The sequence below is a fragment of the Paraburkholderia sp. WS6 genome (genome assembly GCF_030464835.1).
Classification (GTDB): domain Bacteria; phylum Pseudomonadota; class Gammaproteobacteria; order Burkholderiales; family Burkholderiaceae; genus Paraburkholderia; species Paraburkholderia madseniana.
The window spans coordinates 39,892-64,803 of record NZ_JALQCK010000005.1; the positions used below are offsets into that span (position 1 = coordinate 39,892).

The window sequence follows — 24,912 nt, forward strand, 5'->3', positions numbered from 1 at the left end:
GGCGTTCCCGCCCAAGTTTTTGTTCGAGCCCGGTCCTTGAAACTGTACGAAAAACTCGCCGACGAAATGACCGAAGCCGTACGCCGCGGCGTCTTCGCGGCGGGCGAGCGGATTCCGTCGGTGCGGCAGGCGAGCCAGCAGCACGGCGTCAGCATCAAGACCGTGTTGCACGCATACGCGTTGCTGGAAAGCCGGGGGATTGTCGAAACCAGGCCGCAGTCGGGCTATTTCGTGCGCGATGCGGTGGCGACGGCGGCTGCGCTCGACGAGCCGCGTCTGAACCGTCAGCCGGCAACCCAGGCGCTGCCGGTGGCCGCTGAGGTCGACGTAAGCCGCCTCGTGCTGTCGACCCTGCGCAGCATCCGCGCGCATGATGCCGTTCCGCTCGGCTCACCGTATCCCGATCCGTCGCTGTTTCCGTGGCGGCGCATCAACCAGTACGCAAATGCGATCGCCCGGCGTCACGCGAGCTGGAATCTGATCGACGACCTGCCGCCCGGCAATCCCGAGCTGATCCGGCAGATCGCACGGCGCTACGCCGAGAATGGCGTGCCCGTCGATCCCGACGAAATCATCATCACGCTCGGCGCGACGGAGGCGATCAACCTCAGCTTGCAGGCGGTCGCCAAGCCGGGCGACACGGTCGCCGTCGAGTCGCCGACTTACTACGCGATGCTGCACGCCATCGAGCGTCTCGGCATGCGCGCCATCGAAGTGGCGACGCATCCGGTCCACGGCATCGACATCGAGGCATTGGCCCAGGTCATCGCGCGGCAGAAGATCGCCGCGTGCATGGTGATGCCGAACTTCCAGAATCCGCTCGGTTTCCAGATGCCGGACGCGCGCAAGCAGCAACTGGTCGAACTGCTCGCCGCGCACGAGATTCCTGCCATCGAGAACGATGTCTATCAGGAGTTGTACTTCGGCGAGGCGCGTCCATCGACTTTGAAGAACTACGACACCAAGGGGCTGGTGCTGCATTGCGCGTCGTTTTCGAAGAGCCTCACCGCGTCGTACCGGATCGGCTGGGCGATGCCGGGGCGCTACCGCGCGCAGGTCGAGAAGCTGAAGTTTCTCAACACGCTGACTACGCCTTCGGTGCCGCAAGTCGCCGTCGCCGATTACCTGAGGCAGGACGGCTACGACCGGCATCTGCGGCACGTACGCAAGGTCTACCGGCAGCAGGCGAGCATCATGATGGCGATGGTGCAGCGTTTTTTTCCGGCGGGCACGCGCATGTCGACGCCGCAAGGCGGGTACGTGCTGTGGGTGGAATTGCCAGAACGGGTCGATTCGATGCGGCTCTATCAGGCGGCGCTCGCGCGCAGCATCACGATCGGGCCAGGCATGATGTTTTCGATGCGCGACGATTTTCGCCACTTCATCCGGCTCAATTACAGCTATCCGTGGACGGCGCAGACCGAGGCGGCATTGAAGACGCTGGGTGAACTGGTGGCGCAGATGGCCTGATCGGCCTTGAGAAAAGCGAGGAGACATTCACGATGGAAGACGATGAACTCGATCCGGTACTGATGGCCGTGCTGGCGCAGTTGTGGCGCGCGCATCAGGAAACGCCTGGCGGCGCGTGGTCGCTCGCCAAGCTTTCAAAGCAGGCGGATGTGCCGATGAGCGGCTTGCGACGGCAACTGACGGCGCTGGTCGACGGCGGCCTCGTGGACACCACGTTTAACGAGGAAGGCACGGGAACGGCGCGCCTGAGCGAGCTCGGCCAGGGCTTATGCGCGGATTTGTTCGGTGAGGGCGATTCGCCTGACGATGAGCCGGCGGACCCGCCGCCGCGCGTTCACTGAGGTTTTTGCCACCAAAATACAGATTTCGTTATGGGCGAGATAACGAGAAATAATTTTTCCGCGGAAATTGACCTTCGAATATGACCCCCTATGCTGGAGCCTTGCCCGGGACAGTCCCGGGCACTTTGGCAGGCACCTGGAAATCATCTTCGGAGAATTCATGAAAGCAAAGCTGGCGCGAGTGCTGCATCACTCATTGCGCATCAAAACCGCCCGGACCGTTCGCACTGTTCTTGCCGCAGCGTTCGGCGCGTCCCTCGCGCTCGGTGCCGGAGCGGCAGCTGCCGCGACTGCGCAGCCGCTCGGCATCGCCTTCGTCTACCTCGGTAATCCGGGCGACGCCGGCTGGACCTACGCGCACGAGCAGGGCGTGAAAGAGGTCGAGGCGAAATTCGGCGACAAGATCAAAGTGACGCGCGTCGAGAACGTGCCGGAGTCGGCGGATTCGGAGCGCGTGTTTCGCGATCTGGCGTCCAAGGGCAACAAGATCGTGGTCGGCTCGAGCTTCGGCTTCCAGGATTTCGAACTGAAGGTCGCCAAGGACTTCCCGGACGCCGTGTTCGAACATGCGACCGGCTACAAGAAGGCCGCCAACTTCGCCACCTATGACGTGCGGACCTACCAGAGCGCCTACCTGGCCGGACTGGTCGCCGGCTATACGACGAAGTCCAACACGCTCGGCTTTGTCGGCTCGGTGCCGGTGCCGGAGGTGGTGCGCAACATCAACGCATTTACGATGGGTGCGCGCTCGGTCAATCCGAATGCACGCGTGAAGGTCGTGTGGATCAATAGCTGGTTCGACCCGGGCCTCGAAAAGCAGGCCGCCGAGACGCTGATCGGCCAGGGCGCCGACGTGCTGATCCAGAACACCGATTCGACGGCGACGATGCAGACAGCCGAGCAGAGGAAAGTGCATGCATTCGGCTGGGACTCCGATATGAAGAAGTTCGGGCCGAACGCGCAGTTGGGCGCGTGCGTGAGCAACTGGGGCGTGTACTACACGCATCTGGTGCAGCAGGTGATGGCGGGTTCGTGGAATAACTCGCCCGTGTGGTGGGGGCTGAAAGAGAAGGCGATCGATCTGGCCAACATCAACACGGATGCGGTGTCGCCGACGGCGCAAAAGGCGTTGAGCCAGAAGCGTGATGACATCATCTCCGGCAAGTTCAATCCGTTTGCCGGACCGATCGCGGATCAGTCCGGTGTGGTGAAGGTCGCCGCGGGCAAGTCGTTGAGCGATGCGGAGCTGCTGCGTTTGAACTGGTTCGTGCAAGGCGTCGACGGTTCGCTGCCGAAGTAAGGCATTGATTGGCTTGCCTAACTATTATTAAAAACTAAAGGAGATCGCCCGTGAGTCTTACCGTCCTGACCGATGCCGGCGCCGCTGGAGTGGCGCCGGCCTATCCGCCGCAGGGTTTAACGCCGACGCACGAGCAGGTCGTACGGCATCTGCGGCATTCGAGCCGGGTAGCCGAGCGGGCGACGCTGCTGGGACACCATCCGTTCGGCGCGGTGCTGGTCGGCCCGGATCAGGAGACCGTGTTGATGGAGCAGGGCAATGTCGACACGGTGAATCACGCCGAGTCGGTGCTGGCTCGCGTGGCGGCGTTGAACTTCACGCCCGAGTACTTGTGGAGTTGTACGCTGTACACGTCGGTCGAGCCTTGCTGCATGTGTGCCGGCACGATGTACTGGGCCAATATCGGTCGCGTCGTGTTTGGCATGACCGAGAAGCGCCTGCTGGAGGCGACCGGCGATCATTCCGAGAATCCGACCATGAGCGTGGATTGCCGGTATGTGTTCGATCACTGCCAGAAGCCCGTCGAGGTGATCGGTCCGGTGGCCGAGGTGGAGGCTGAGGTGATGGATGTCCAGCGGAGGTTCTGGAGCGGCAGGTAGTGCTATCGCACTTCCGCCGGCGCGAGCATCGCCAGTCCGCAGAACCAGTCGCCGCCGTGCGGCTGATATTTCCACTTACGGTTGTTCTCCCTGATTACGGTGGAACACTGGTCGTTCACGACGATCCCGGGATCCGCCGCGGTGCATCGAAGCATCGCGGCTTCGGTTTGCTGTAGCGCGGGCATCACCGCTTTACGTTGAGTGTCGGGTTCGGCCGGACCATCCTGGGTTTCCGTTCGGATACTTTCGATCAGCCGCTGCAGTTCCTCGATCCGCGTCGCATACCACGTCCCCAGACACGCCGCATCGCGGCAATTCGCTTCCCGCCACGCCCACTTGCTGTCACTGTCAGTGAGGAAGGCGCGACGGTTGATGACCCGTCGCCGCGCTTTCCAGTACAGTTGGCCAAGCGTGTCATCGAGCTTCGAGAGCGCAGGGTCGTTGCAGATCATCCGTTCGGTGAGCGAGCGTCCCCTGGTGCAGTCGAAGCTGGTGGCGTGAGCGGGCAGATGCGTGAGCATCAGTGCGGCGACAAGGATTGGTCGGAACATTTTCATGGTGCTCCCGGCGGTGCATGGGTTTTTCATGCAATGGATGATCGGCCGAGTCGCCGGAATGCAGATGCCCGAAAACAGCGTGAGTTCGGGTGGGTGATTACCAAATCTTGCTTTGCGCGGGGCGCACTGGAACGGCTTGGGCAAGTTCGTAAGCATTTGCCGGGTGGTTTCAGGCATGTGCATTGCGGGTGCGGATGAGTAGGCGCTGTGGCCGCTACACCGCTTGAAGCGACGACCAGGCCCGACGCATTCACACGTGCGTGCAGGCAGGTACACATGCAAGCCGTAGCGGCACGCACGCAAACGCGGGACGTAAAAAACGGGAGATAAAATGAAACAACACCTCGTTCGATGCATGTATGTGGCGGCCAGCTTGCTGGCGCTGCCAGCAGTGGCGTCCGCACAGTCGCAGGCCTATACGAACAGCACGGTCAACGTGCGCGCCGGGCCGGCTTCGGATTATCCCGTTGTAACGCAGTTGCCGGGCGGTGTCCCGGTTAGCGTGATGGGTTGCATCAGCAACTACCAATGGTGTGACGTCGCCGCACCGAACTTGCGCGGTTGGGTCTATGCGGCGCGACTCAGCTATCCCTATCAGGGCAGCAATGTGCCGGTGATGAGCTACGGCACGGTGATCGGCTTGGCTTGCCGATCGTGACGTTCTCGATCGGTACTTACTGGGGCAATTATTATCAGGGCCGGCCGTGGTACGGGCAGCAATCCCGCTGGGCGCATCATCCGCCTCCGCCACCGCCGAGACCCGGTGCCGGACGGCCACCCGGGAATGCGGGTGGTCGGCCGCCAAGCAGTCGGCCACCGGATAATGGAGGCGGACGTCCACCGGGCGGGCAACAGCCGGGCAATGGAGGCGGACGTCCACCAGGCGGGCAACAGTCGGGCAATGGAGGCGGTCGGCCACCGGGTGGTCAACAGCCTGGCAACGCGGGCGGTCGTCCACCGGGTGGGCAGCAACCGGACAATGCGGGTGGCCGTCCACCAGGCGGGCAGCAACCGGACAATGCGGGTGGCCGTCCACCAGGTGGGCAGCAACCGGGCAATGCGGGTGGCCGTCCACCGGGTGGGCAGCAACCGGGCAATGCGGGTGGCCGTCCACCAGGTGGGCAGCAACCGGACAATGCGGGCGGCCGTCCACCAGGCGGGCAGCAACCGGGCAATGCAGGCGGCCGTCCGCAGGGTGGCCAGCAAGGCGGTGAGAATAACCGCCCTCAAGGTGGGTCTCCACAGGGCGGCGGTAGACCGCCAGGAAGTGGAAACAACTGAGGCAGGGTGGAACGGTCGATCCGGTCCACCCATTCCCTTCAATAGGCCGCGCCGGTGGCCCCAGCTCAACCAGCTCAACCCATGCAGCGAGCGCCGCTCGATATCCGCGTGGCGCTGGCCGCGCATCTGGCAGGCCTGGCGCTGCCGATGGCCGAGCTCGTCGGATTCACCGTGTTAATGGGGCAATCGCTTCATTGGCTGACCGGCTAGCCGGTCACACGCTTTGCGCGCCATGCTTCGCGATTAAAGTGCGCCGGCCTCGCGTAAACCCCGGTGCGCCGCGTACACTAACCTGCCGATGTGGGGTTAGGGGGCGCACAAATGACACGCGAAGCGACATCAGATTGCACGATGGGAGCAACGCCTGAGGGCACCCGCTACGGGCCGGACCGGGCCGAAGGAGTGCTGGCGTCGGAGCGTACGGTGTTGCGGCTGATTACCCGCAACACCCCGCTGCCGGAATTGCTCGCTGAAGTATGCCGCCGCGCGGAAGCGCTGCTGGGCGATGGTGCGACCTGTTCGATCCTGCTACTGGACGCGGACGGCGTACGCGCACGCGTGGGCGGAGCGCCTTCGTTGCCGGCGCACTTTAGCGCCGCGATCGACGGCGTCCCGATCGGCCCGCGCGCCGGTTCCTGCGGCACCGCGATGTACGAGCGGCGCATGGTCGCCGTCGAAGATATCGAAACCGATCCGCTGTGGGCCGATTTCCGGCACCTCGCGTTGCCGCTCGGTTTGCGCGCGTGCTGGTCGGTGCCGTTTGAAAACGATGCCGGCGCGGTGCTGGGCGCGTTCGCGGTCTATCACCGCACCTCGCGCCGGCCAAGCGCCGAAGAAGCGGCGATGCTCTACGACATCGGCCACAGTGTCGGTCTCGCCGTCCATCAGGACGCCATGGCGCAGCGCCTCGCGCACAGCGAGGAGCATCACCGGCTGGTTGTGAACCATCTGAACGAAGGCATCATCGTGCAGTCGCGCGACGGCGTGGTGCTGGCCTGCAATCCGAGTGCGCAGCGCATTCTGCGCGCGAGCGCCGAGCTGGTCGGTCACGACATTCTGACGGTGATGGTGCGTGCGTATCACGAGGACGGTTCCATCGTCACCGAGGTCGATCGTCCGACCAGTCAGGTGCTGGCGACCGGCAAACCCAAGCTCGGCGTGACGATCGGTCTGGAACTCACGGACGGCGATGTCATCTGGATTACTGAGAATGTCGTGCCGATCATCAAACCGGGCGACAGCGAACCCAGCTCGGTGCTGATCTCGTTCACCGACATCGGGCCGGTGCGCGAGGCGCAACGGCAGCTCAAGTTTCTGGCCACCCGCGATCCACTCACTGGCCTTTACAACCGCGCCTACCTGGCCGAGCGAATGCGCGATCTGTTCACGCCGGGTGAGGTGGCGGGGATGGGCGAGCTGGCGCGGGTCGCCGTGCTGTTCGTCGATCTGGACGGTTTCAAGAAGGTCAACGACACCGCCGGTCACGAGGCCGGCGATGCGCTTCTGTGCAGCGTGGCGGAGCGGCTGTCGGCGTGTGTCGCGCGCGACGATACGCTCGCGCGCGTGGGCGGTGACGAATTCGTGATCGTGGTCAGCGCTTACGAAAACACGGCCCGGCTGATCGCGCTCGCCCAGCGCATTCTCGACACGATCGCGGTACCGTTCGCAGTGGCGGACAACGAGTACTACATGGGTGCGTCGATCGGCATCAGTCTGTTTCCCGAAGACGGGCAGGACGTGCCCACGTTGATGCGCAACGCCGACTCGGCGATGTACCACGCGAAACAATGCGGCCGCAACAATTTTCAGTTCTTCACCGCCGAGCTGAATCAGCATCTGCAACGCCGTTTCATGATCGAGCAGGCGTTGCGGCGCGCGCTCGCCACCGATGAACTCAGTCTCGTGTATCAGCCGATCGTCGACAGCCAGTGCGGCCGCACGATCGGCGCCGAGGCGCTGCTGCGCTGGTACAACAGCGAGCTGGGCAACGTTTCGCCGGTGGAATTCATTCCGGTGGCCGAAGACGCCGGCCTGATCGTCGAGATCGGATCCTGGGTGCTGGCGCGGGCCTGCGAGCAGGTCGCGCAGTGGCGGCGCACGCTGGCGCCGGATTTGATCGTCGCGGTGAATCTGTCGCCGCGCCAGTTCAAAGGCGGGCTGGTGGAGCGCATCGAGCGCTGTCTCGAGCAGTCCGGGCTCGAGCCGGCGGCGCTGGAGCTGGAGATTACCGAGCGGCTGTTGATGAGCGACAGCGACGCCGTCCTGCCGATGCTCACCGCGTTGAGCGCGATGGGCGTGCGAATTTCCGTCGACGATTTCGGCACCGGTTATTCGTCGCTGTCGTATCTGAAGCGGTTTCCGCTGCATAACCTGAAGATCGACCGTTCTTTCGTCGCGGGGTTGCCGGATCATCGCGATTCGATCGCGATCACGCAGGCGGTGGTGGCGATGGCCCATTCGCTCGGCATGAATGTCACGGCGGAAGGGGTGGAAACCGCCGAGCAGGCGGCGTTTTTGCGCGGGATCGCGTGCGACAAGCAGCAGGGGTATTTTTATAGCCGGCCTGTGGGGGCGAGCGCTTATGCACGTAGCTTGCATGACGCGCAGGTGGGGCTGGCCAGCGCTTCATAGCTGTCCTGACGTCTCCAGCCACGGCTGCAGGCGCGGCAATCCCACTTCGCCTGAGGGGCTAATACAGCAATTGAACCTCACTGCCGCAGGGATCCAGATTCGATTGTTCAGATTCGCAAACAAGTGCCTTCGCGTTCCCGGTATTTATCCGCGGCCCCGGTCTCTCTAAAATTCTCCCATCGAATGTAAATTCCGCGCCGAGCCGAAGCGGCCCAGCGCGACGGGAGCCGTTATGCCAGCCTTGATTCAAAACCAGCTCTATCGACCAGCGGTGATCCTGCCGATGGTCGCCCTCATGCAGGTGATGGTGTCGCAGGATTTCAACCTCGGCCAGGTCGGCTGGGTCGTGGCCGCTCGCGGCGCGCAGGCCGCGCTGCAACGTTCGCGCGAGTTGATCTGCGCTGTGCATTGCCACGCCTGAACACAACCGGGCGCAATTTCCATCAATCCGCGGCGCTGGCCCATCGGCGGCGCGAAAACAGATCGGCAGCCGGCGCGCGAACGTCACCGCGCGCAACAAAAGCAACGAGAAGGGGCGGTAACGGCAACGCGAGGCGCTAAGGGTAAGATGCTACGACCTGCACCCCAGCCTCGGGAGATCTGCCATGCCACAGCACTTCGACGCAGTCGTGATCGGTACGGGACAAGGCGGGACGCCGCTCGCTGTCCGTCTCGGTCAAAGCGGCCGTAAAACCGCGGTCATCGAACGCGGGGCCTTCGGCGGGACTTGCGTGAATGTCGGCTGCACACCCACCAAATCGTATGTAGCCAGCGCCCGTGGGGCCCACGTGGCACGCCATGGCGCGGACTTGGGCGTGCAGGTGAGCGGTGCGGTCAGCGTCGATCTGGCAGCGGTCAAGGCGCGCAAGGACAGGATCATCGGCCAATCGCGCGACGGTGTCGAGAAATGGCTGCGCGGCACGGCTAACGTCACCGTCTTCACAGGCCACGCGCGCTTCACCGGCGCGCATACGCTCGCCATCAGCGGCCCGGACGGCTCGGTGCGCGACGAACTCAGCGCCGACGAAATCTTCATCAATACCGGTACGCGCGCCGTCGTGCCGCCGCTCAATGGGCTTGAGCGCGTTCGCTACTACACCAACTCCAACCTGCTCGAACTGACGGAATTGCCGGACCATCTGGCGATTGTCGGCGGCAGCTATATCGCGCTCGAATTCGCGCAGATTTTTCGCCGCTTCGGCAGCCGGGTGACGGTGCTGGTGCGCGGCGAACGCGTGCTGACGCGTGAGGATGCCGACTTCGCCGGCTCGGTCCAGAAGGTACTGGCGCGCGAAGGGATCGAGTTTGTGTTCGGCGTGCAACCTTCGCGGGTCGAACCGCATCCGCATCACGAGAACGAGGTGTGCATCGGCTTTGAGCAGAACATTCCCGCGCTCGAAGCGTCGCACCTGCTGTTCGCCACCGGCCGTGAACCGAATACCGACGACCTCGGCCTCGATGTGGCCGGCATCGCGACGGACAAGCACGGCATGATTCCCGTCGACGGCCAGTTGCGCACCAACGTGCCGGGCGTCTGGGCGATCGGCGACATCAACGGACGCGGCGCCTTTACCCACACTTCCTACGATGATTTTCAGATCGTCGCCGCCAATCTGCTCGACGGCGGCGCGCGCTGCGTCGATACGCGGATCATGACGTATGCGGTGTTCGTCGACCCGCCGCTCGCGCGTGTCGGGCTTTCGGAGACCGACGTGCGCAAAGCCGGACGCGAGGCGCTGATCGCCACCATGCCGATGACGCGGGTGGGCCGCGCCCGTGAACGCGGCGAGACCGACGGTTTCATGAAGGTGCTGGTCGACCCGCAAAGCAAGCAGATTCTTGGCGCGGCGATCCACGGCATCGAAGGCGACGAAGCGCTGCACACGTTCATCGACATCATGACGGCCGGCGCGCCGTATCCGAGCTTGCAGTACGCCATGCACATTCATCCGACCATCAGCGAACTGGTGCCGACCTTGCTCGATGGCCTCAAGCCGATGAAATGAGCGGCGCACCCGGTGGCAAACCGGGGGCGAGCGCCCTCGACGAAAACGTGCAACGAACTCAGGTAGCGAGCATAGCCGGAGCACAAGCGATGAAACGCACGATCAGCAGCGGCAACCTCTTCGATCCCGGTGCGCCAGCGGGCCCTGACGAGCAAGTCGACGCGCTCGTGGAAGAGGCCGGTGTGAGCATCGAACGGATCGTCTCGCGGGGGCACGCAAGTCCGCCGGACTTCTGGTACGACAGCCCGCGCGCCGAGTGGGTCGTGCTGCTGAGCGGCGCGGCGACGCTCGAATTCGAAGGCGAGCCTGAGCTGCATCCGATGAAACCCGGCGACCACGTGCTGATCGACGCGCATTGCCGGCATCGGGTGGCATGGACGAGCGACACGGAGCCGAGCGTGTGGCTGGCGGTGTACTACCCTGGCGTTTGCCAGTGACCGATAGCTGAGATCACGTCGCCGTGACGGGACTGAACTCGGGGATTAAACTCGAACTGGCACGTATCCTGGAGCGAGATCATGAATGATGCTGACCCTAAAAGCACTTTTCGCGGTCTACCGTTGACCCCGGAACAGGACGCGGAAGTCAGACACTACATAAAAAAGCAGAAGCAACAGGGCGCGGAGTGGGACACGCCGGAACTGGCGTCCATGCTTCGCGACATGCTGGAACCGCCGGGCGATGACGACGGAGAATTCGATCCCGACTTCGACGAAACGAAAGCCGCCGCGGAACGTGCGGCGGCCTCGATCGACGAGGCGATGGACCCGATCGAGGCGAGCGAAGAGCGGAACGCCGCGATGGAAATCGAGGCCATGAAGGGCTTGAGACGCTGAGCCTGCATTGCAGAACCACTGACGAGCGGCGTTGATCGACCCGACGGGAGAAGGTCGCGCTTCCACCACGGATCAGGAAAAAACATGAGCATCAGCATCGTCCAGCTTGGGTCTCCGAGAGCGGCCGACGAAGGGCTGCGTATCGGTACCGTTCGGCGACCGCCGCGCGGCGTACCCCGGGCCGAATTCGCCACCCGCGACTATTACGATGTGTGGCTCCCCAATTTGTCGCCTGACGCGGAGTTGGTCAAAGAAGCCAAGGCGGTTACGAGCGATCGCGATTGGGCCGCGTTCGCGAAAAAATTTCGCGCGGAGATGAATGGCGGCGATGCCAGCAAGGTGTTGGACCTGCTGGCCGCCTTGTCGAAAACGACCAACTTTTCCGTCGGTTGCTACTGCGAGGACGAAAGCCGGTGCCATCGCAGCATTCTGCGTCAGTTGTTGGACGAGCGGGGCGCGCTGATAAGGTGAGGCGTGCATACGCCGCCGGCCGGCATTCGACAAGTCCCGTTGTCATCGCCGATAATCGGCGGCGTGCGGACCTGCCCGGGCAGTCCCGCATACTGCGGCTCCGGCGGGCAATTGCGATGTGCCATGCCCGCAAGCACAGGTCTTCACAATCGCGACTACACAATCAGGAAACCGACCGATGGGCAAGGGACGCGTCGAAGCCTTCAGCGATGGCGTGATCGCCATCATCATCACGATCATGGTGCTCGAATTGAAGGTGCCGGACGGCTTCGATCTCGCCGCGCTGCGCCCCGTGATTCCCGTGTTCTGCGCCTACGTGTTGAGTTTCATCTACGTCGGCATCTACTGGAACAATCATCACCACCTGTTCCATACCGTGCAGAAGGTCAACGGCGCGGTGCTCTGGGCCAATCTCCATCTGTTGTTCTGGCTGTCGCTGCTGCCGGCCGTCACGCATTGGGTCGGCGAAAACCATCTCGCCGCCTGGCCGACTGCGATGTACGGCGCCGTGCTGTTCATGTCGGCGATTGCGTATTTCATTCTGACCCGCGTGCTGATCCGCGAGCACGGCACCGACTCGACGATCGCGAAGGCGGTCGGCAACGACTTCAAGGGCAAGGTCTCGGTCGTCATCTATCTGGCGGGCATGGGGCTGGCATTTGTTCAGCCGTGGCTCTCGGCTGCGCTCTACACGTTGGCCGCGGCGTGGTGGTTGATACCTGACCGGCGCATCGAACACCTGATGGAAGCGTAAGCATGTTGCTTGCGCTCAAGCTCGCGCTGGTGCCCGCGTTTCTCGCCGCGCTGACCGTGGCGGGGCGTGTGTGGGGGCCGTCGGTGGCGGGATGGCTAGCAGGGCTGCCGGTGGTGTCCGGCCCGATCGTGTTGCTGCTCGCGCTGGAGCGTGGGCCGGCGTTCGCGGCGCAGGCGTCGGCGGCGTCGATTGCGGCGATCGCCGCTTCCGAGGCGTTCAATTTTGCGTATGCGTGGACGTGCCGGCGTTCAGCATGGCCGCTTGCGCTCACGGTTGGGATGCTCGGGTGGGTTGGCGTGGCGATGTTGCTCACGCATTTGCCGGGTGGACTGATGTGGGCGGTGGCCGCGGGTTGTGTGGCCGTCGTCGTTTCGCAAAGCGGCTTGCCGCGCGTCACGGGCCATGTGCCGGCGACGCGTCTCGGGCTCGGCGATCTTGCGCTGCGCATGCTCGCCGGCGCGCTGCTGACTGTTGCGGTGACGACACTGTCGGCGTCGATGGGTGCGACGTGGAGCGGGCTGCTGTCGGTGTTTCCTTTGCTCGGCATCGTCCTCGCGGTGTCGGCCCAGCGCGCGCATGGCTCGGACTTCGTCGCGTTGTTGATGCGTGGCATGGTGATCGGCCGCGGCTCGTTCGCGGCGTTCTTCGCCGTGGCCGCGACGATGTTGCCGCATTACGGCGTGTGGTTGAGCTTTGCGTGCGCGGCGGTGGTGTCGATGGTGGTGCAGGGGGCAACCAGGCGGTTGCTTCGCGCGAAGCGGCCGGCGCAGGTATTGACGCGTGAGCTTGCTGAACAGCAGTCGGCGGATTGAGGCCGTTTGGCCGATACTGACATCATGACTTCGCGCACCCAAAGCTCCCCCGTCACCCGGATCGGCCTGATCTCCGACACGCATAACCTCGTGCGTCCTGAAGCCCTGCAGTACCTCGCAGGGTGCGATGCGATCATCCATGCGGGCGATATCTGCAATCAGGCGGTGCTCGATGCGCTCGCACGGATCGCGCCGGTCACCGCCGTGCGCGGCAACAACGACATCGGCGACCCAGTCGCCTCGTTGCCGACGCATGTCAAGCTGACCGTGCAACAGGTGACGATCCTAGTCGTGCATGACATCGCCGACGTGGGCGACGATCCGCGCAGCGCGGGCATCGACGTGGTCGTGACGGGGCACTCGCACAAGCCCGCGATCAGCGAGCGCGACGGGGTGCTGTTCGTCAATCCAGGCAGCGCAGGGCCAAGGCGTTTCAAGTTGCCGATTTCCGCCGGCATGCTGATCGTTGAAGGTGCGCACGCCAGCGCAACGTTCGATTCTCTGGTGACATAAAAAACGGGCCGGCAAACATCTGCCGGCCCGTTTTCGGACATGCTCACGCTTATTGCTGTGGTTGCCTGTCGCCGCCCGTCATAGCGATTGCGGGCGATACGCGTACCACTTCAGCGATTAGCTACCGCGCAAGTCAGGATCAGGCACGCGCCGTAGCCGCGGCAGCGTAGCCTTCATCCATCTCCGCTGCCTCACGCTCGCCGCGCAGCACCGCATGCGCTTCGGCACGCGTTGCGACACACGGACCGGAGCCGAGCAACGGCTTGCGGGCCGTTTCACGCAGCGCGAACACCGACACGATACCGATCAACGACGCGCCCATCAGGTAGTACGCCGGCATCATCAGATTGCCGGTGCTGTCGACCAGCCACGCCGTCACGAGCGGCGTCGTCCCGCCGAACAGCGACACCGAAATGTTGAAGCCGATCGCGAGCGCACCGTAGCGGATCTTGGTCGGGAACAGCGCCGGCAGCGCCGACGGCATCACGCCGGTAAAGCACGACAGCAGCACGCCGAGAATCATCAGGCCGCCGAACACCGGCAGCACCGTGCCCATGCGGATCAGCAGCAGCGCGGGAATCGACAGCACGAACAGACCCACGCAACCGAACAGCATCACCGGCTTGCGGCCGATCGTGTCGGACAGGTGGCCGGCTGCCAGCGTCATCGGCATCATCAGCACCATCACTAGCAGCACGAGGAAGAGACCGTGCGTTTCGTTGAAGTGCAGCGTGGCCGACAGATAGCTCGGCAGATACGAGAGCGCCATGTAGTCGGTGACGTTGAAGATCAGGACGAGGCCGACGCACAGCAGAAGCGGCTTCCATTGCTGGATGAGCAGCTCGCGGAACGATTGCTTCGGGAGCGCCTTGTCTTCGGCTTCGCGTTGTTCGGCCTGCTTCTTGAACGCGGGCGTTTCTTCGAGCTTCATCCGGATGTAGAGACCCACCAGACCCAGCGGGCCCGCGATCAGGAACGGCACACGCCAGCCCCACGAGAGCAGCGCCTCGTTCGACAGCGTTGCCGTCAGAACCGCGACCGTACCCGCGCCGAGTACATAGCCGATCAGCGTGCCGAACTCGAGGAAGCTGCCCATGAAGCCGCGGCGCTTGTCCGTCGAGAATTCGGCGATGAAGGTAGCGGCGCCGCCGTATTCACCACCCGTCGAGAAGCCTTGCACGAGGCGCGCGACCAGCAACAACGCCGGCGCGAAAATGCCGATCGTCGCGTAGCTCGGAATCAGGCCGATCGCGAAGGTGCCGAGCGCCATCATGATCATGGTCATGGCCAGCACGCGCTGACGGCCGATGCGGTCGCCCAGCGGCCCGAACACCATGCCGCCGACAGGCCGCACGAGGAACGCCGCGGCAAACGTGCCGAAGGTGGCGATCAACTGGGCGGACGGGCTCGACGACGGGAAGAACACTTTGCCGAGCGTGACAGCGATATAGCTGTACACGCCGAAATCGAACCATTCCATCGCGTTGCCGAGCGCCATGGCGCCGACGGCCCGCTTGAGGAGAGATTTGTCGACGACGGTGATGTCGTCGAGTGAGAGGCGTTGTTCTTCTTTGTGATGTCGCCAGAAGCCGTTGCTGGAAGCGGTCAAGGTGAAAACTCCAATGACTGCGACGAAACTCATGAAAACGCGCATGAACGTTCCGCCACGGGTGCTGGGGAAGTGCAGTTTCGCGAGCAGAGCGATGGCGTCTCTCTCGCCCGAAGGCGATCGAAGGGGGCGTGAAAAAGAAAACAGAACGCCCGTGCCTCGCGATTCATTCGCGAAAAAACACTCGTCTAGATTGTGCTGACTGTTGCATCTGCGTGGCCGTGGAAGGGGGGCAGATGCATGAGGACGCTGGGGTGGCTGAAAGCTGGCCCATGCGCCGCTGGAAGGCTCGAAACGAAAAAGGCCGGTGCTGGATCGCCGCTCATAGTGCGAACTCAAGCGGGGAAACGACCGACAAGCCTTCTTGTATAAAAACTGTTCAATCCGGCCCTTGGTACGCACAGCATGCCAAGTTTGAACTGAACGTGACGCGAGGTGAAATGCTGATGAATTGCTGTTGGAACGATGCACATGATAGCACGATGACGGATGATCGTGCAAACTAGGGGCCCGGCCGGCAGCCCGGGGAGGGCACTCAATCCCTTGCGTGGCGGGGGATTCGGCGGATTGCGGCGGTATGGAAAAGAGGCTTAAAAATGGCCGGAAATGGTCCGGTTAGTGAATTTTGCCACGGCCCGAAAGCGGCGAAATGCGCGATGAAATGCGTGGCCAAACAGGCGAAAAAAATCCGCGCTCGCGGCGCGGATTTTTCGTCAGGGTGATCGCCAATCCTGGCTTGTAGCGCAAGAAGGCGCTTACTCGGCTGCCGGCGGCACGTAGCCCTGTGCCGTATCCGCGCCTTCGCCGAAGAAGAACTTTTCGGTCTGCTTCATCAGATATTGGCGTGCGCGCGGATCGGCCATGTTCAGGCGGTTTTCGTTGATCAGCATGGTTTGCTGCTTCAACCAGGCCTGCCAGGCTTCCTTCGAAATGCTTTCGTAGATCCGCTTGCCAAGGTCGCCCGGCAGCGGCGGGAAATCGAGGCCTTCGGCTTCCTTGCCGAGCTTCGCGCATTGAACCGTACGAGTCATGCTGTGCTTCTCCTATATCGATGTGGGGGCGGGCAGTCGCTTTATATGGGGACGCTCAGAGCTGTTTCATCAGCACGAGCGACTTGCGCTGCCAGTTATAGAGTCGGCGGCGGTCTTCCGGCAGGTCGTCGACCGTGACCTTGACGAAGCCGCGCTTGAGGAACCAGTGTTCGGTGCGCGTAGTGAGCACGAAAATCCGCGTGAGGCCGCGTGCCCGGGCGCGTTGTTCGATGCGTTTGAGCAGGCGCTCGCCGTCGCCCGTGCCTTGCGCTTCAGGCGCGACCGTGAGACACGCCATTTCGCCGATGCGCTCCTGCGGGTACGGATACAGCGCCGCACAGCCGAACAGCACGCCATCGTGCTCGATCACCGAGAAATGGTCGATGTCGCGTTCGATCTGGTGGCGGCCGCGGCGCACCAGCGTGCCGTCGGATTCGAGCGGCTCGATCAGCGAGAGAATGCCGCCGACGTCGTCCGGCGTGGCTTCGCGCAGGCTTTCGAGGTTCTCGTACGAGATCATCGTGCCCACGCCGTCGTGCAGGAACAGTTCGAGCAGCAGGCTGCCGTCGAGCGCGTAGGGGATGATGTGCGCCCGTGCCACGCCGCCGCGGCAGGCGCGGATCGAATGTTTCAGATAGAAGCCCGCGTCGCCGGTGACTTCGCCGCTTTCATGCAGCTTGTAGGCGTCGTCGAGCGACAGTTCGCGAACCAGTACCGGTCCGTCTTCGCCGGTCTCCATCAGGCCCGGGGTCTCGGTCAGGAACACGATCTTGTCGGCGCGCAGTGCGATCGCCGCCGCCGAGGCGACGTCTTCCATCGACAGATTGAATGCCTCGCCGGTGGGCGAGAAGCCGAGCGGCGACAACAGCACCAGCTTGCGGCTCGCGAGCGAGTGGCGGATCGAATCCGCGTCGATCTTGCGCACCACGCCGGTGTGGGCGAAATCGACGCCGTCCAGAATGCCGACCGGGCGCGCCGTCACGAAGTTGCCGGACACCACGCTGATGTGCGCGTGCGCCATTGGCGTGTTCGGCAAGCCCTGGCTGATCGCCGCCTCGATATCCAGACGCACTTCGCCGGCCGCTTCTTTCGCGGACTCCAACGCGCGCGCGTCGGTAATGCGCATACCGTGCGAAAACTCCGATTCCACGCCGTGCAGGCTCATCTGCTCTTCGACCTGCGGTCGCGAGCCGTGCACCAGCACGATCTGGATGCCCATGGCCTGCAGCAGCGCGATATCGGACACGAGCGCATTCAGGAGCCCCTGATGCACCACCTCGCCGCCGAAACCGACGACGAACGTCTTGTTACGGAACGCATGGATGTAAGGGGCGACTGAGCGCATCCAGTCGACGAATTGCGCGTGCTGTGCGAGGTCTTCCGTTGCTCCGGCGGGGGCCGGAACGCTCGCGGGCGCGGGGACGAGGTCGGTTTGGGAATTCATGCCGGGGATTATAATGCGCCCCCATGTCGAATGTACCCAAAAGTCCCGCTACGGCGAACGAGAATGTGACGCCGCCCGCCGATCAGGCGAAGCCCGGCGACGCGCGCCGCCGCGATGCGCAGGACGCAACTCGCAACACGCCACCAGCCGCGCGTGAGTCTCTGCGCTCCGCGGATGACGCGCGCGTGTCCGCACAGAAAAATAATCCGCCGCGTGAGGCGCGCCGCGAAGCGGGCGCGCAGGCGCCGAAAGCTGCTCATGAGGGGCGGAAGCACACGCCACAGGGCGACGCTGCGCGCAGCCAGCCGACTTCCGGCGGCGCGGAGAAGCCCGCGCGCCGCGACGATGGACGCGCGCAGAACGCGCCTCGCGGCCAACGCCAGCAGCAGGGCGATGAACGGCGCGCGCAGTCCGAAAACACGCGAGCTCCAAATCAGCCGAGGCGTGGCGACGGACGTGCCAATCAGCAAAGCGGTGCGCCCGCGCAGAAATCGCCGCAAGCAGGCGATGCTCAAAACGGCCAGCCCCGTCGCGAGCCGCGGCCACCGCGCGTTCAACGCGTCGTCGAACCGAACCCGATTCCGCCGATTACTTTTCCTGAAGCGCTGCCGGTGTCCGGCCGTCGGGAAGAAATTGCGCGGGCCATCGCACAGAATCAGGTCGTGATCGTCTGCGGTGAGACCGGTTCGGGCAAGACGACCCAGTTGCCGAAAATCTGCCTCGAACTCGGGCGTGGTCTCGGCGCGGGCGGCTCCGGTTTGATCGGTCACACGCAGCCGCGCCGAATTGCGGCGTCGGCAACGGGCCGCCGCATAGCCGAAGAACTCGGCACGCCGTTTGGCGAAGTGGTCGGCTACAAGGTGCGGTTTACCGACAATCTGTCGCCGGGCGCGTCGGTCAAACTCATGACCGACGGTATTCTGCTCGCCGAAACGCAGACCGATCCGCTGCTAAAAGCCTACGACACGCTGATCATCGACGAAGCGCACGAGCGCAGCCTGAACATCGATTTTCTGCTCGGCTATCTGAAGGAAATCCTCGTCAAGCGGCCCGATCTGAAGCTGATCGTGACCTCGGCGACGATCGACGCGGACCGCTTCGCACGCCATTTCGGCCGCGACGACAAGCCTGCGCCGGTGATCGAAGTGAGCGGCCGTCTCTATCCGGTCGAGGTGCGCTACCGGCCGGTCGCTGAGGACAGCCCGGCGGTGAAGGCGGCGGAGGGTTCTTCTTCCTCGTCGTCGCGTGAATCGCGTGACAGGCCGAAAACCCAGCGCGAGACTGATCGCGATCTGATGGAAGCGATTGTCGATGCGGTCGACGAACTGTGCCGTGAAGGCCCCGGCGACGTGCTGGTCTTCCTGCCCGGCGAGCGGGAAATTCGCGATGCCGCGGAGGCGCTGCGCAAGCACCACCCGCCGCACACGGAAATCTTGCCGCTGTTCGCCCGTTTGTCCGCTGCCGAACAGGAACGCGTGTTCCGCACCTCGAACGCGCGCCGTATCGTTTTGGCCACTAACGTCGCGGAAACCTCGCTGACGGTGCCCGGCATTCGCTATGTGGTCGATACGGGCTTGGCGCGCGTGAAGCGCTACTCGTATCGCAACAAGGTCGAGCAGTTGCAGGTCGAGTCGATCTCGCAGGCCGCCGCGAATCAGCGGGCAGGGCGTTGCGGCCGCGTCGCGGATGGCATCTGTATTCGTCTGTACGAGGAAAGCGACTATCAGGGCCGCGTGCGTTTTACCGACCCGGAGATTTTGCGTTCGTCGCTGGCGTCGGTGATTTTGCGCATGAAGTCGCTGCATCTGACGGCGATCGAAACCTTTCCGTTTATCGAACCGCCGCCGGGCCGCGCCATCGCCGACGGCTATCAATTGCTCAACGAACTGGGCGCCGTCGACGACGACAACCAGCTCACGCCGCTCGGCCGCGAACTCGCGCGCTTGCCGCTCGACCCGCGCGTAGGCCGGATGATTCTCGCCGCGCGCGATCAGCAGGCGTTGAAGGAAGTGCTGATCATTGCCAGCGCATTGTCGGTGCAAGATCCGCGCGACCGGCCGATCGAAGCGCAGGAGCAGGCCGACCAGGCGCACCGCCGGTTCGCCGACGAGCGCTCCGAGTTCCTGCAATGGCTGAAGATCTGGAACTGGTTCGAAGAAGCGATCGCGCACAAGAAGTCGAACCGGCAATTGCAGGACGAGTGCCGCAAGAACTTCCTGTCGCAATTGCGCCTGCGTGAATGGCGCGATGTGCACTCGCAACTGCTGACCGTGGTGCGCGAGCACGGCTGGCGGCTGAACGAGGCCGAAGCGACTTTCGAGCAGATTCACCTCGCGTTGCTGACCGGCCTGCTCGGCAACATCGGCCTGAAAGCCGACGACGAACCGTATTTCCTCGGCGCGCGCAGCATCAAGTTCTACCTCTGGCCGGGCTCGGCGCTGGTGAAGAAAGCCGGGAAATGGGTGATGGCCGCCGAACTGGTTGAGACAAGCCGTTTGTACGCGCGTTGCATTGCGAAGATCGAGCCGGAGTGGATCGAAAAGATCGGTGAGCATTTGCTGAAGAAGTCGTTGTCCGAGCCGCATTGGGAAAAACGCGCGGCGCAGGTGTCGGCGTTCGAGCGCGCGGTACTGTACGGTCTGCCGATTTACCACCGGCGGCGTGTGAGCTTCGGTAAACAGGACCCGGTGCGCGCCCGCGAACTATTCATTCGCGGCGCGCTGGTGGAAGGCGAGTTCGATACGAAGCTCGCGTTCTTCGCGCACAACCGTAAGCTCCTTGCCGACATCGAGCAGCTCGAACACAAGTCGCGCCGCCAGGACGTGCTGGTCGACGACGAACTGATTTTCGGCTTCTACGATCAGGCGCTGCCGAAAGGCATCTACACGGGCGCGTCGTTCGAGCGCTGGTATCGCGACGAGGTGAAGAAGAGCGGCCAGCCGGAAGACAAGCTGCGTCTGCTGTATCTCTCGCGCGACGACCTGATGCGGCACGAAGCCGCCGGCGTCACGACCGACTTGTTCCCGAAGCGGATGACGATGGCGGGCGTCGAGATGGCGCTCACTTACCACTTCGAGCCGGGTTCGCCGCGCGACGGCGTGACGCTCGCGGTGCCGCTGTATGCGCTGAATCAGGTCGACGCACGACGCTGCGAATGGCTTGTGACCGGCATGCTGAAAGAGAAGGCGCAACTTCTGCTGAAATCGTTACCGCAGAAGCTGCGGCGCCATTGCGTGCCGCTGCCCGAGTTCGCGGCGGGTTTCGTCGAACGGCACAGTGGTCCTCGCTTCGGCGCGGGCGGTTTGCTCGAGACGCTGATCGCCGATATTCGCGAGCAGACCCAGGTCGCGATGAAGCAATCGGATTTCAAGCTCGAAACGCTGACGCCGCATCTGTTCATGAACTTCAAGGTCGTCGACGAGCACGGGCGGCAGCTTGCGATGGGCCGGAATATGTCGCAACTGCGTGCTGAACTTGGCGGCCAGGCGCAGCAGCACTTCCAGAAGATCGCGTCGGGTGCGGCCGGGGTGGCGTTGGCAGATGCGGGCGGCGGTGGCGGCGTGGCCGCTGGTGCGCAAGCAGGCGGAGCAGTCGGCGCGGCAAACGGTGCGGCTTCGCGAGGCAAGAGCACTGCTGCGCCCGGACCGCTTGCGACGTCGCAAGAAGGCGCGCAAGGCACCGCGCTGTACGAAAAGCTGACAACGTGGAATTTCGGCAAGCTCCCCGAGTTGCTCGAAATTCGCCGTGGCGGTCAGACTTTGTTCGGTTATCCGGCGCTAGTGGATCGCGGCACGCATTGCGACGTCGAAGTGTTCGATTCACCCGATGAAGCCGCGCGCATCCATCGCGCAGGGCTGCGGCGCTTGTTCGCGTTGCAATTGAAGGAGCCGATCAAGTACCTGGAAAAGAATCTCCCGGGTTTGCGCGAAATGGCGATGCAGTTCATGCCCCGCGGCACCCAGGAAGAACTGCGCGATCAATTGATCGACACCGCGCTCGACCGCGCCTGTCTGCAAGACCCGCTGCCGGCCGATGATGTCAGTTTCCACACGCGCCGCGACGAAGGCCGCAGCCGTCTGACTTTGTTGGCTCAGGAAATCGCGCGGCTGGTAGGGCAGATTCTCAGCGAATACGCGACTGTGACGAAAAAGCTGGTGCAGGCGAAGGCGTTCACGGCCGCGCATGCGGATATGCATAGCCAACTGGATGGCCTGATCGGTAAACGCTTCGTGGTCGATACACCGTATGCGCAGTTGGCGCACTTCCCGCGCTACCTGAAGGGCATTGCGCTGCGCATCGACAAGCTGAAGGCGGACTCCGCGCGCGACGCACGGCAGTTCGCAGAATTCCAGCCACTGTTGCAAAACTATCAGCGCGCGCTTGCGCAACGCGGCGGCGTGCTGGATCTGCGCTTGTCGGAATTCCGTTGGTTGTTGGAGGAACTGCGGATTTCGCTGTTCGCACAGGAGTTGCGTACACCGATGCCGGTCTCGGTGAAGCGTCTCTACAAAGTGTGGGAGTCGATGCAGCGTTGAGCGGTGAGAGGAGGGCGCGACGCGGCGCTGAGCGACACATGGAGTGGGGCGCCGCAGGTGCCCGCTTCGCTTGCCTAGCGCTAGCGGATTCGGTGCGGCACGTGGCGTCGAGCAAAAAAACGCGTGACACCATTCCTTTTGAGAATGACGTCACGCGTAAAGGGCGCGAGCGCTTTCGGACCCGCGCCTGCTCGCTGCCAGTACAGCAACGCGGATGACTTTGATGTGACTGGCTCAGATCGAACCGGTCATCTTTCTTGCCGACGTTTTACCAGTGCATGCCGGCGCCGATTGACGCGCCGAACTGGCCGCGCGAGTCAGAGGTGCCTTGTACCTTGTAGACCCACTTGCCGGTTTCCGACAATTGCGACACGCCGATGGCGATCGCCGACTGCCCGCCGTAGGTGCCGCCGGCCATGGCCACCATGCCGTGACCCGGCAAGACCGCTTGCGGCAAGCCTGCTGCTGCAAGTGCCGTTGCCGTGCCGCCGTAGGCATCGCGGCGGGCCGAGCGGATCTGGTCGTCGGTGTAGCTGTTAGCCTGGCCGACTGCGCCGCTCATGGATTGCTGCAACTGATTGACGTTGACTGCATCCGTGCCTTGCACGCCGGCCGCGACGTTGGTGATCTGACGCTCCTGACCTGCTGCGCCGACCGATACCGTGCTCGCGCGATCCGCGACCGAGCCTTGACCCAATGCCACCGAGTTGTCGGCGCTGGCGTTCGCCGCGGCACCGAGCGCGGTGGCGTTGTTGCCGCTTGCGACCGAGTTCGCGCCCATGGCGATGGCGTTCGTGCCGGTGGCGTTGGCGTTGGCGCCCACAGCGACCGAATGCGTGCCCGAGGCCTGTGCACCTTCTGTGCCGACATTGCCGTCGGCGCTGAAGAACGGCACGTTCGGATTCACCGTGATGTTCTGCACAGCGTTGCCGATTGCCGTGTTCAGTTGGCCGACGTTGACGGCATCGGTTGAGTCCACGCCGTCGGCGACGTTGTGGATGATCGTGCCACCACTGGATGCATCGCCGCCGAGCGTGACGCTGTTCTTGTTGACGCTGCCGTCGGCGTTCTTGTCATACATCACGGCGCCGTCGAGCTTGGCGTCGGTCTGCGACGTAACTTCTTTCAACTGGGCAACGTTGACGGCGTCGGTGTCGGCGGTGCCGGCTGCAACGTTGGTGATCTGGCGTTCTGCGCCCGCTGAACCGACCGATACGGTGTTGATGCGATCGGCGATCGAGCCGTTGCCCAGGGCGACCGAGTTGGCGGAGCTGGCATTTGCCTGATAGCCGAGGGCCGTTGAATTGTCGCCTGCTGCCGTGGCGAGGGTGCCGACGGCCGTGCTGTTGTCTCCCTGTGCCCACGAGGAGGTGCCGGCTGCAAATGACGCGTAGCCGGAAGCGTTGGCGTACGCGCCGATCGCGACCGAGTGGTCGCCGTTTGCAGTGGCGTCGTCCGAGCCGTCATTGGCCCCGCCTGCCTTGAAATAGCGCGAGGCGTCAGCGGCAGCCGCATTCAGTTGGCTCAGGTTGACGGCGTCCGTAGCTTCTGTGCCGGCTGCGACGTTGGTGATTTGACGTTCTGCACCGCTTGCACCGACAGAGACGGTGTTAGCACGATCGGCGACCGAGCCCTGGCCCAGCGCGACCGAATTGACCGCGACGGCATTCGCCTTGTAGCCGAGGGCCGTCGAGCCGTCGCCTGCTGCCGTGGCGAGGGTGCCGACGGCCGTGCTGCTGTCTCCCTGTGCCCACGAGGAGGTGCCGGCTGCAAATGACGCGTAGCCGGAAGCGTTGGCGTAGGCGCCGATCGCGACCGAGTGGTCGCCGTTTGCGGTGGCGTCGTCCGAGCCGTCATTGGCGCCGCCTGCCTTGAAATAGCGCGAGGCGTTAGCGGCGGCCGCATTCAGTTGGCTCAGGTTGACGGCGTCCGTAGCTTCAGTGCCGGCTGCGACGTTGGTGATTTGACGTTCTGCGCCGCTTGCACCGACAGAGACGGTTTTAGTACGATCGGCGATCGAACCTTGGCCCAATGCGACGGAGCCGTCGGCGCTAGCGTCGGCCATGTTGCCCAGCGCGATGCTGTTGTCGCTAGTGGCAGTGGCCTTATAGCCAATTGCAACGGAGTTGGCGCCGTCCACTTCCGAAAAGGCGCCGATGGATGTCGAGTTGATTCCCCTGACCGTGGATATGTTGCCGACGGCCGTACTGTATTCCGCCCCTGTGTCGACTAGCGCTCCACCGCCGGCAGCAAACGCTGCTTTGGCTTTAGCCTCTGCCATATAGCCGAACGCGCTGGCGCCGTTGACAGTCGCATTGGCCCCATAACCGAACGCGGAGGAGCCTGTACCCGACGCGACGGCATTCGCGCCTGCCGCGATAGCGCCTGGTTGACTAGCGCTTGCGTCGTGATCTCCAGCCGGGACTAGTGATGTGGCGTCGAAATAAATGTCAGCGTTCCCCGCATACGCTCCTGACACCCCTCCCAGCAAAACAGCACCAGCCAGCACAGCCTGTGCCAACGCCTGTTTCCGCGACGTCCCGCGTTTCGTCTTCCCCCGGGCCGTTTCCGACGTGGCCACCCACGTTCCCGTCGCTTCACACCAAACCGATTTGTAAATCTTGTTCATTATTTAAGTAACTCCGCGGTTATTGCATGCGCGGACTGCAGATGAAAGCGCGGCGATTCGAATAAGGCGTCATCGCCCTGGTATGTCGCGCAC

The 24,912-nt window shown here is 63.6% G+C and carries 21 protein-coding genes; 16 read left to right on the forward strand and 5 right to left on the reverse strand.

The window, feature by feature from the left end:
- The first annotated feature begins 36 nt into the window (after positions 1–36).
- The 4 genes from M0D64_RS08025 to M0D64_RS08040 all read left to right on the forward strand — a co-directional run bounded on the left by M0D64_RS08025 (position 37) and on the right by M0D64_RS08040 (position 3,710).
- A complete protein-coding gene (locus tag M0D64_RS08025; protein WP_266257269.1) occupies positions 37–1,470 on the forward strand; it encodes a PLP-dependent aminotransferase family protein in 1,434 nt (477 codons plus the stop codon).
- A gap of 32 nt (positions 1,471–1,502) precedes the next feature.
- Positions 1,503–1,811, forward strand: a complete 309-nt coding sequence (locus tag M0D64_RS08030; protein WP_266257270.1) for a helix-turn-helix domain-containing protein — start codon at positions 1,503–1,505, stop codon at positions 1,809–1,811.
- A gap of 160 nt (positions 1,812–1,971) precedes the next feature.
- On the forward strand, positions 1,972–3,111 hold the full coding sequence (locus M0D64_RS08035) for a BMP family ABC transporter substrate-binding protein (RefSeq protein ID WP_266257271.1): 1,140 nt from the start codon (positions 1,972–1,974) through the stop codon (positions 3,109–3,111).
- Positions 3,112–3,161: 50 nt separating this feature from the next.
- Positions 3,162–3,710, forward strand: coding sequence for a nucleoside deaminase (locus tag M0D64_RS08040; protein ID WP_266257272.1), 549 nt, complete (start codon positions 3,162–3,164; stop codon positions 3,708–3,710).
- 2 nt (positions 3,711–3,712) lie between these two features.
- On the opposite strand, the gene M0D64_RS08045 is transcribed toward M0D64_RS08040, so the two are convergent.
- A complete protein-coding gene (locus M0D64_RS08045; RefSeq protein ID WP_308101912.1) occupies positions 3,713–4,411 on the reverse strand; it encodes a hypothetical protein in 699 nt (232 codons plus the stop codon).
- Positions 4,412–4,598: 187 nt separating this feature from the next.
- Here M0D64_RS08045 and M0D64_RS08050 point away from each other — a divergent pair, with 187 nt between their 5' ends.
- From M0D64_RS08050 to M0D64_RS08100, 11 genes are all read left to right on the forward strand, one after another.
- Entirely contained in the window at positions 4,599–4,925 is a 327-nt protein-coding gene (locus tag M0D64_RS08050; RefSeq protein ID WP_266257274.1) for an SH3 domain-containing protein, read from the forward strand.
- A gap of 704 nt (positions 4,926–5,629) precedes the next feature.
- Entirely contained in the window at positions 5,630–5,758 is a 129-nt protein-coding gene (locus M0D64_RS08055) for a hypothetical protein (RefSeq protein ID WP_266257275.1), read from the forward strand.
- A gap of 111 nt (positions 5,759–5,869) precedes the next feature.
- Positions 5,870–8,179, forward strand: a complete 2,310-nt coding sequence (locus M0D64_RS08060; protein ID WP_266257276.1) for a bifunctional diguanylate cyclase/phosphodiesterase — start codon at positions 5,870–5,872, stop codon at positions 8,177–8,179.
- Between the two features lie 232 nt (positions 8,180–8,411).
- Entirely contained in the window at positions 8,412–8,600 is a 189-nt protein-coding gene (locus M0D64_RS08065; protein WP_054043350.1) for a hypothetical protein, read from the forward strand.
- 184 nt (positions 8,601–8,784) lie between these two features.
- Positions 8,785–10,185 carry an FAD-containing oxidoreductase gene (locus M0D64_RS08070; RefSeq protein ID WP_154562682.1) on the forward strand — a complete coding sequence of 467 codons (1,401 nt, stop codon included), beginning with the start codon at positions 8,785–8,787 and terminating at the stop codon, positions 10,183–10,185.
- A gap of 89 nt (positions 10,186–10,274) precedes the next feature.
- On the forward strand, positions 10,275–10,622 hold the full coding sequence (locus M0D64_RS08075) for a cupin domain-containing protein (protein WP_154562684.1): 348 nt from the start codon (positions 10,275–10,277) through the stop codon (positions 10,620–10,622).
- A gap of 81 nt (positions 10,623–10,703) precedes the next feature.
- A complete protein-coding gene (locus M0D64_RS08080; RefSeq protein WP_154562686.1) occupies positions 10,704–11,021 on the forward strand; it encodes a hypothetical protein in 318 nt (105 codons plus the stop codon).
- 84 nt (positions 11,022–11,105) lie between these two features.
- Positions 11,106–11,492 (forward strand): DUF488 domain-containing protein, encoded by a 387-nt coding sequence (locus M0D64_RS08085; protein ID WP_154562688.1) that lies wholly within the window; start codon positions 11,106–11,108, stop codon positions 11,490–11,492.
- A gap of 178 nt (positions 11,493–11,670) precedes the next feature.
- Positions 11,671–12,246 carry a TMEM175 family protein gene (locus M0D64_RS08090; RefSeq protein ID WP_154562690.1) on the forward strand — a complete coding sequence of 192 codons (576 nt, stop codon included), beginning with the start codon at positions 11,671–11,673 and terminating at the stop codon, positions 12,244–12,246.
- Positions 12,247–12,248: 2 nt separating this feature from the next.
- Complete coding sequence (locus M0D64_RS08095; RefSeq protein WP_266257277.1) at positions 12,249–13,058, forward strand: hypothetical protein; 810 nt, start codon at positions 12,249–12,251, stop codon at positions 13,056–13,058.
- Positions 13,059–13,082: 24 nt separating this feature from the next.
- Positions 13,083–13,571 (forward strand): metallophosphoesterase family protein, encoded by a 489-nt coding sequence (locus M0D64_RS08100; RefSeq protein WP_266257278.1) that lies wholly within the window; start codon positions 13,083–13,085, stop codon positions 13,569–13,571.
- 139 nt (positions 13,572–13,710) lie between these two features.
- On the opposite strand, the gene proP is transcribed toward M0D64_RS08100, so the two are convergent.
- From proP to argA, 3 genes are all read right to left on the reverse strand, one after another.
- Positions 13,711–15,213, reverse strand: coding sequence for a glycine betaine/L-proline transporter ProP (gene proP, locus M0D64_RS08105; protein WP_233464949.1), 1,503 nt, complete (start codon positions 15,211–15,213; stop codon positions 13,711–13,713).
- Between the two features lie 722 nt (positions 15,214–15,935).
- A complete protein-coding gene (locus tag M0D64_RS08110; RefSeq protein WP_154562696.1) occupies positions 15,936–16,211 on the reverse strand; it encodes an oxidative damage protection protein in 276 nt (91 codons plus the stop codon).
- A gap of 55 nt (positions 16,212–16,266) precedes the next feature.
- A complete protein-coding gene (gene argA, locus M0D64_RS08115) occupies positions 16,267–17,655 on the reverse strand; it encodes an amino-acid N-acetyltransferase (RefSeq protein ID WP_054043361.1) in 1,389 nt (462 codons plus the stop codon).
- Between the two features lie 23 nt (positions 17,656–17,678).
- Here argA and hrpA point away from each other — a divergent pair, with 23 nt between their 5' ends.
- Positions 17,679–22,190 (forward strand): ATP-dependent RNA helicase HrpA, encoded by a 4,512-nt coding sequence (hrpA, locus tag M0D64_RS08120; protein ID WP_266257279.1) that lies wholly within the window; start codon positions 17,679–17,681, stop codon positions 22,188–22,190.
- A gap of 268 nt (positions 22,191–22,458) precedes the next feature.
- Here the strand turns inward: hrpA and M0D64_RS08125 are convergent, their stop codons facing one another.
- Positions 22,459–24,819 carry a YadA family autotransporter adhesin gene (locus M0D64_RS08125; RefSeq protein ID WP_266257280.1) on the reverse strand — a complete coding sequence of 787 codons (2,361 nt, stop codon included), beginning with the start codon at positions 24,817–24,819 and terminating at the stop codon, positions 22,459–22,461.
- Between the last annotated feature and the right edge of the window lie 93 nt (positions 24,820–24,912).

What these genes read in the sequence shown, in the direction of transcription:
- M0D64_RS08030 (WP_266257270.1), top strand. Translation starts at nt 1,503, where the DNA reads ATGGAAGACGATGAACTCGATCCGGTACTGATGGCCGTGCTGGCGCAG.
- M0D64_RS08035 (WP_266257271.1), top strand. Translation starts at nt 1,972, where the DNA reads ATGAAAGCAAAGCTGGCGCGAGTGCTGCATCACTCATTGCGCATCAAA.
- M0D64_RS08050 (WP_266257274.1), top strand. Translation starts at nt 4,599, where the DNA reads ATGAAACAACACCTCGTTCGATGCATGTATGTGGCGGCCAGCTTGCTG.
- M0D64_RS08055 (WP_266257275.1), top strand. Translation starts at nt 5,630, where the DNA reads ATGCAGCGAGCGCCGCTCGATATCCGCGTGGCGCTGGCCGCGCATCTG.
- M0D64_RS08060 (WP_266257276.1), top strand. Translation starts at nt 5,870, where the DNA reads ATGACACGCGAAGCGACATCAGATTGCACGATGGGAGCAACGCCTGAG.
- M0D64_RS08065 (WP_054043350.1), top strand. Translation starts at nt 8,412, where the DNA reads ATGCCAGCCTTGATTCAAAACCAGCTCTATCGACCAGCGGTGATCCTG.
- M0D64_RS08070 (WP_154562682.1), top strand. Translation starts at nt 8,785, where the DNA reads ATGCCACAGCACTTCGACGCAGTCGTGATCGGTACGGGACAAGGCGGG.
- M0D64_RS08075 (WP_154562684.1), top strand. Translation starts at nt 10,275, where the DNA reads ATGAAACGCACGATCAGCAGCGGCAACCTCTTCGATCCCGGTGCGCCA.
- M0D64_RS08080 (WP_154562686.1), top strand. Translation starts at nt 10,704, where the DNA reads ATGAATGATGCTGACCCTAAAAGCACTTTTCGCGGTCTACCGTTGACC.
- M0D64_RS08085 (WP_154562688.1), top strand. Translation starts at nt 11,106, where the DNA reads ATGAGCATCAGCATCGTCCAGCTTGGGTCTCCGAGAGCGGCCGACGAA.
- M0D64_RS08090 (WP_154562690.1), top strand. Translation starts at nt 11,671, where the DNA reads ATGGGCAAGGGACGCGTCGAAGCCTTCAGCGATGGCGTGATCGCCATC.
- M0D64_RS08095 (WP_266257277.1), top strand. Translation starts at nt 12,249, where the DNA reads ATGTTGCTTGCGCTCAAGCTCGCGCTGGTGCCCGCGTTTCTCGCCGCG.
- M0D64_RS08100 (WP_266257278.1), top strand. Translation starts at nt 13,083, where the DNA reads ATGACTTCGCGCACCCAAAGCTCCCCCGTCACCCGGATCGGCCTGATC.
- proP (WP_233464949.1), bottom strand. Translation starts at nt 15,213, where the DNA reads ATGAGTTTCGTCGCAGTCATTGGAGTTTTCACCTTGACCGCTTCCAGC.
- M0D64_RS08110 (WP_154562696.1), bottom strand. Translation starts at nt 16,211, where the DNA reads ATGACTCGTACGGTTCAATGCGCGAAGCTCGGCAAGGAAGCCGAAGGC.
- argA (WP_054043361.1), bottom strand. Translation starts at nt 17,655, where the DNA reads ATGAATTCCCAAACCGACCTCGTCCCCGCGCCCGCGAGCGTTCCGGCC.
- hrpA (WP_266257279.1), top strand. Translation starts at nt 17,679, where the DNA reads ATGTCGAATGTACCCAAAAGTCCCGCTACGGCGAACGAGAATGTGACG.
- M0D64_RS08125 (WP_266257280.1), bottom strand. Translation starts at nt 24,819, where the DNA reads ATGAACAAGATTTACAAATCGGTTTGGTGTGAAGCGACGGGAACGTGG.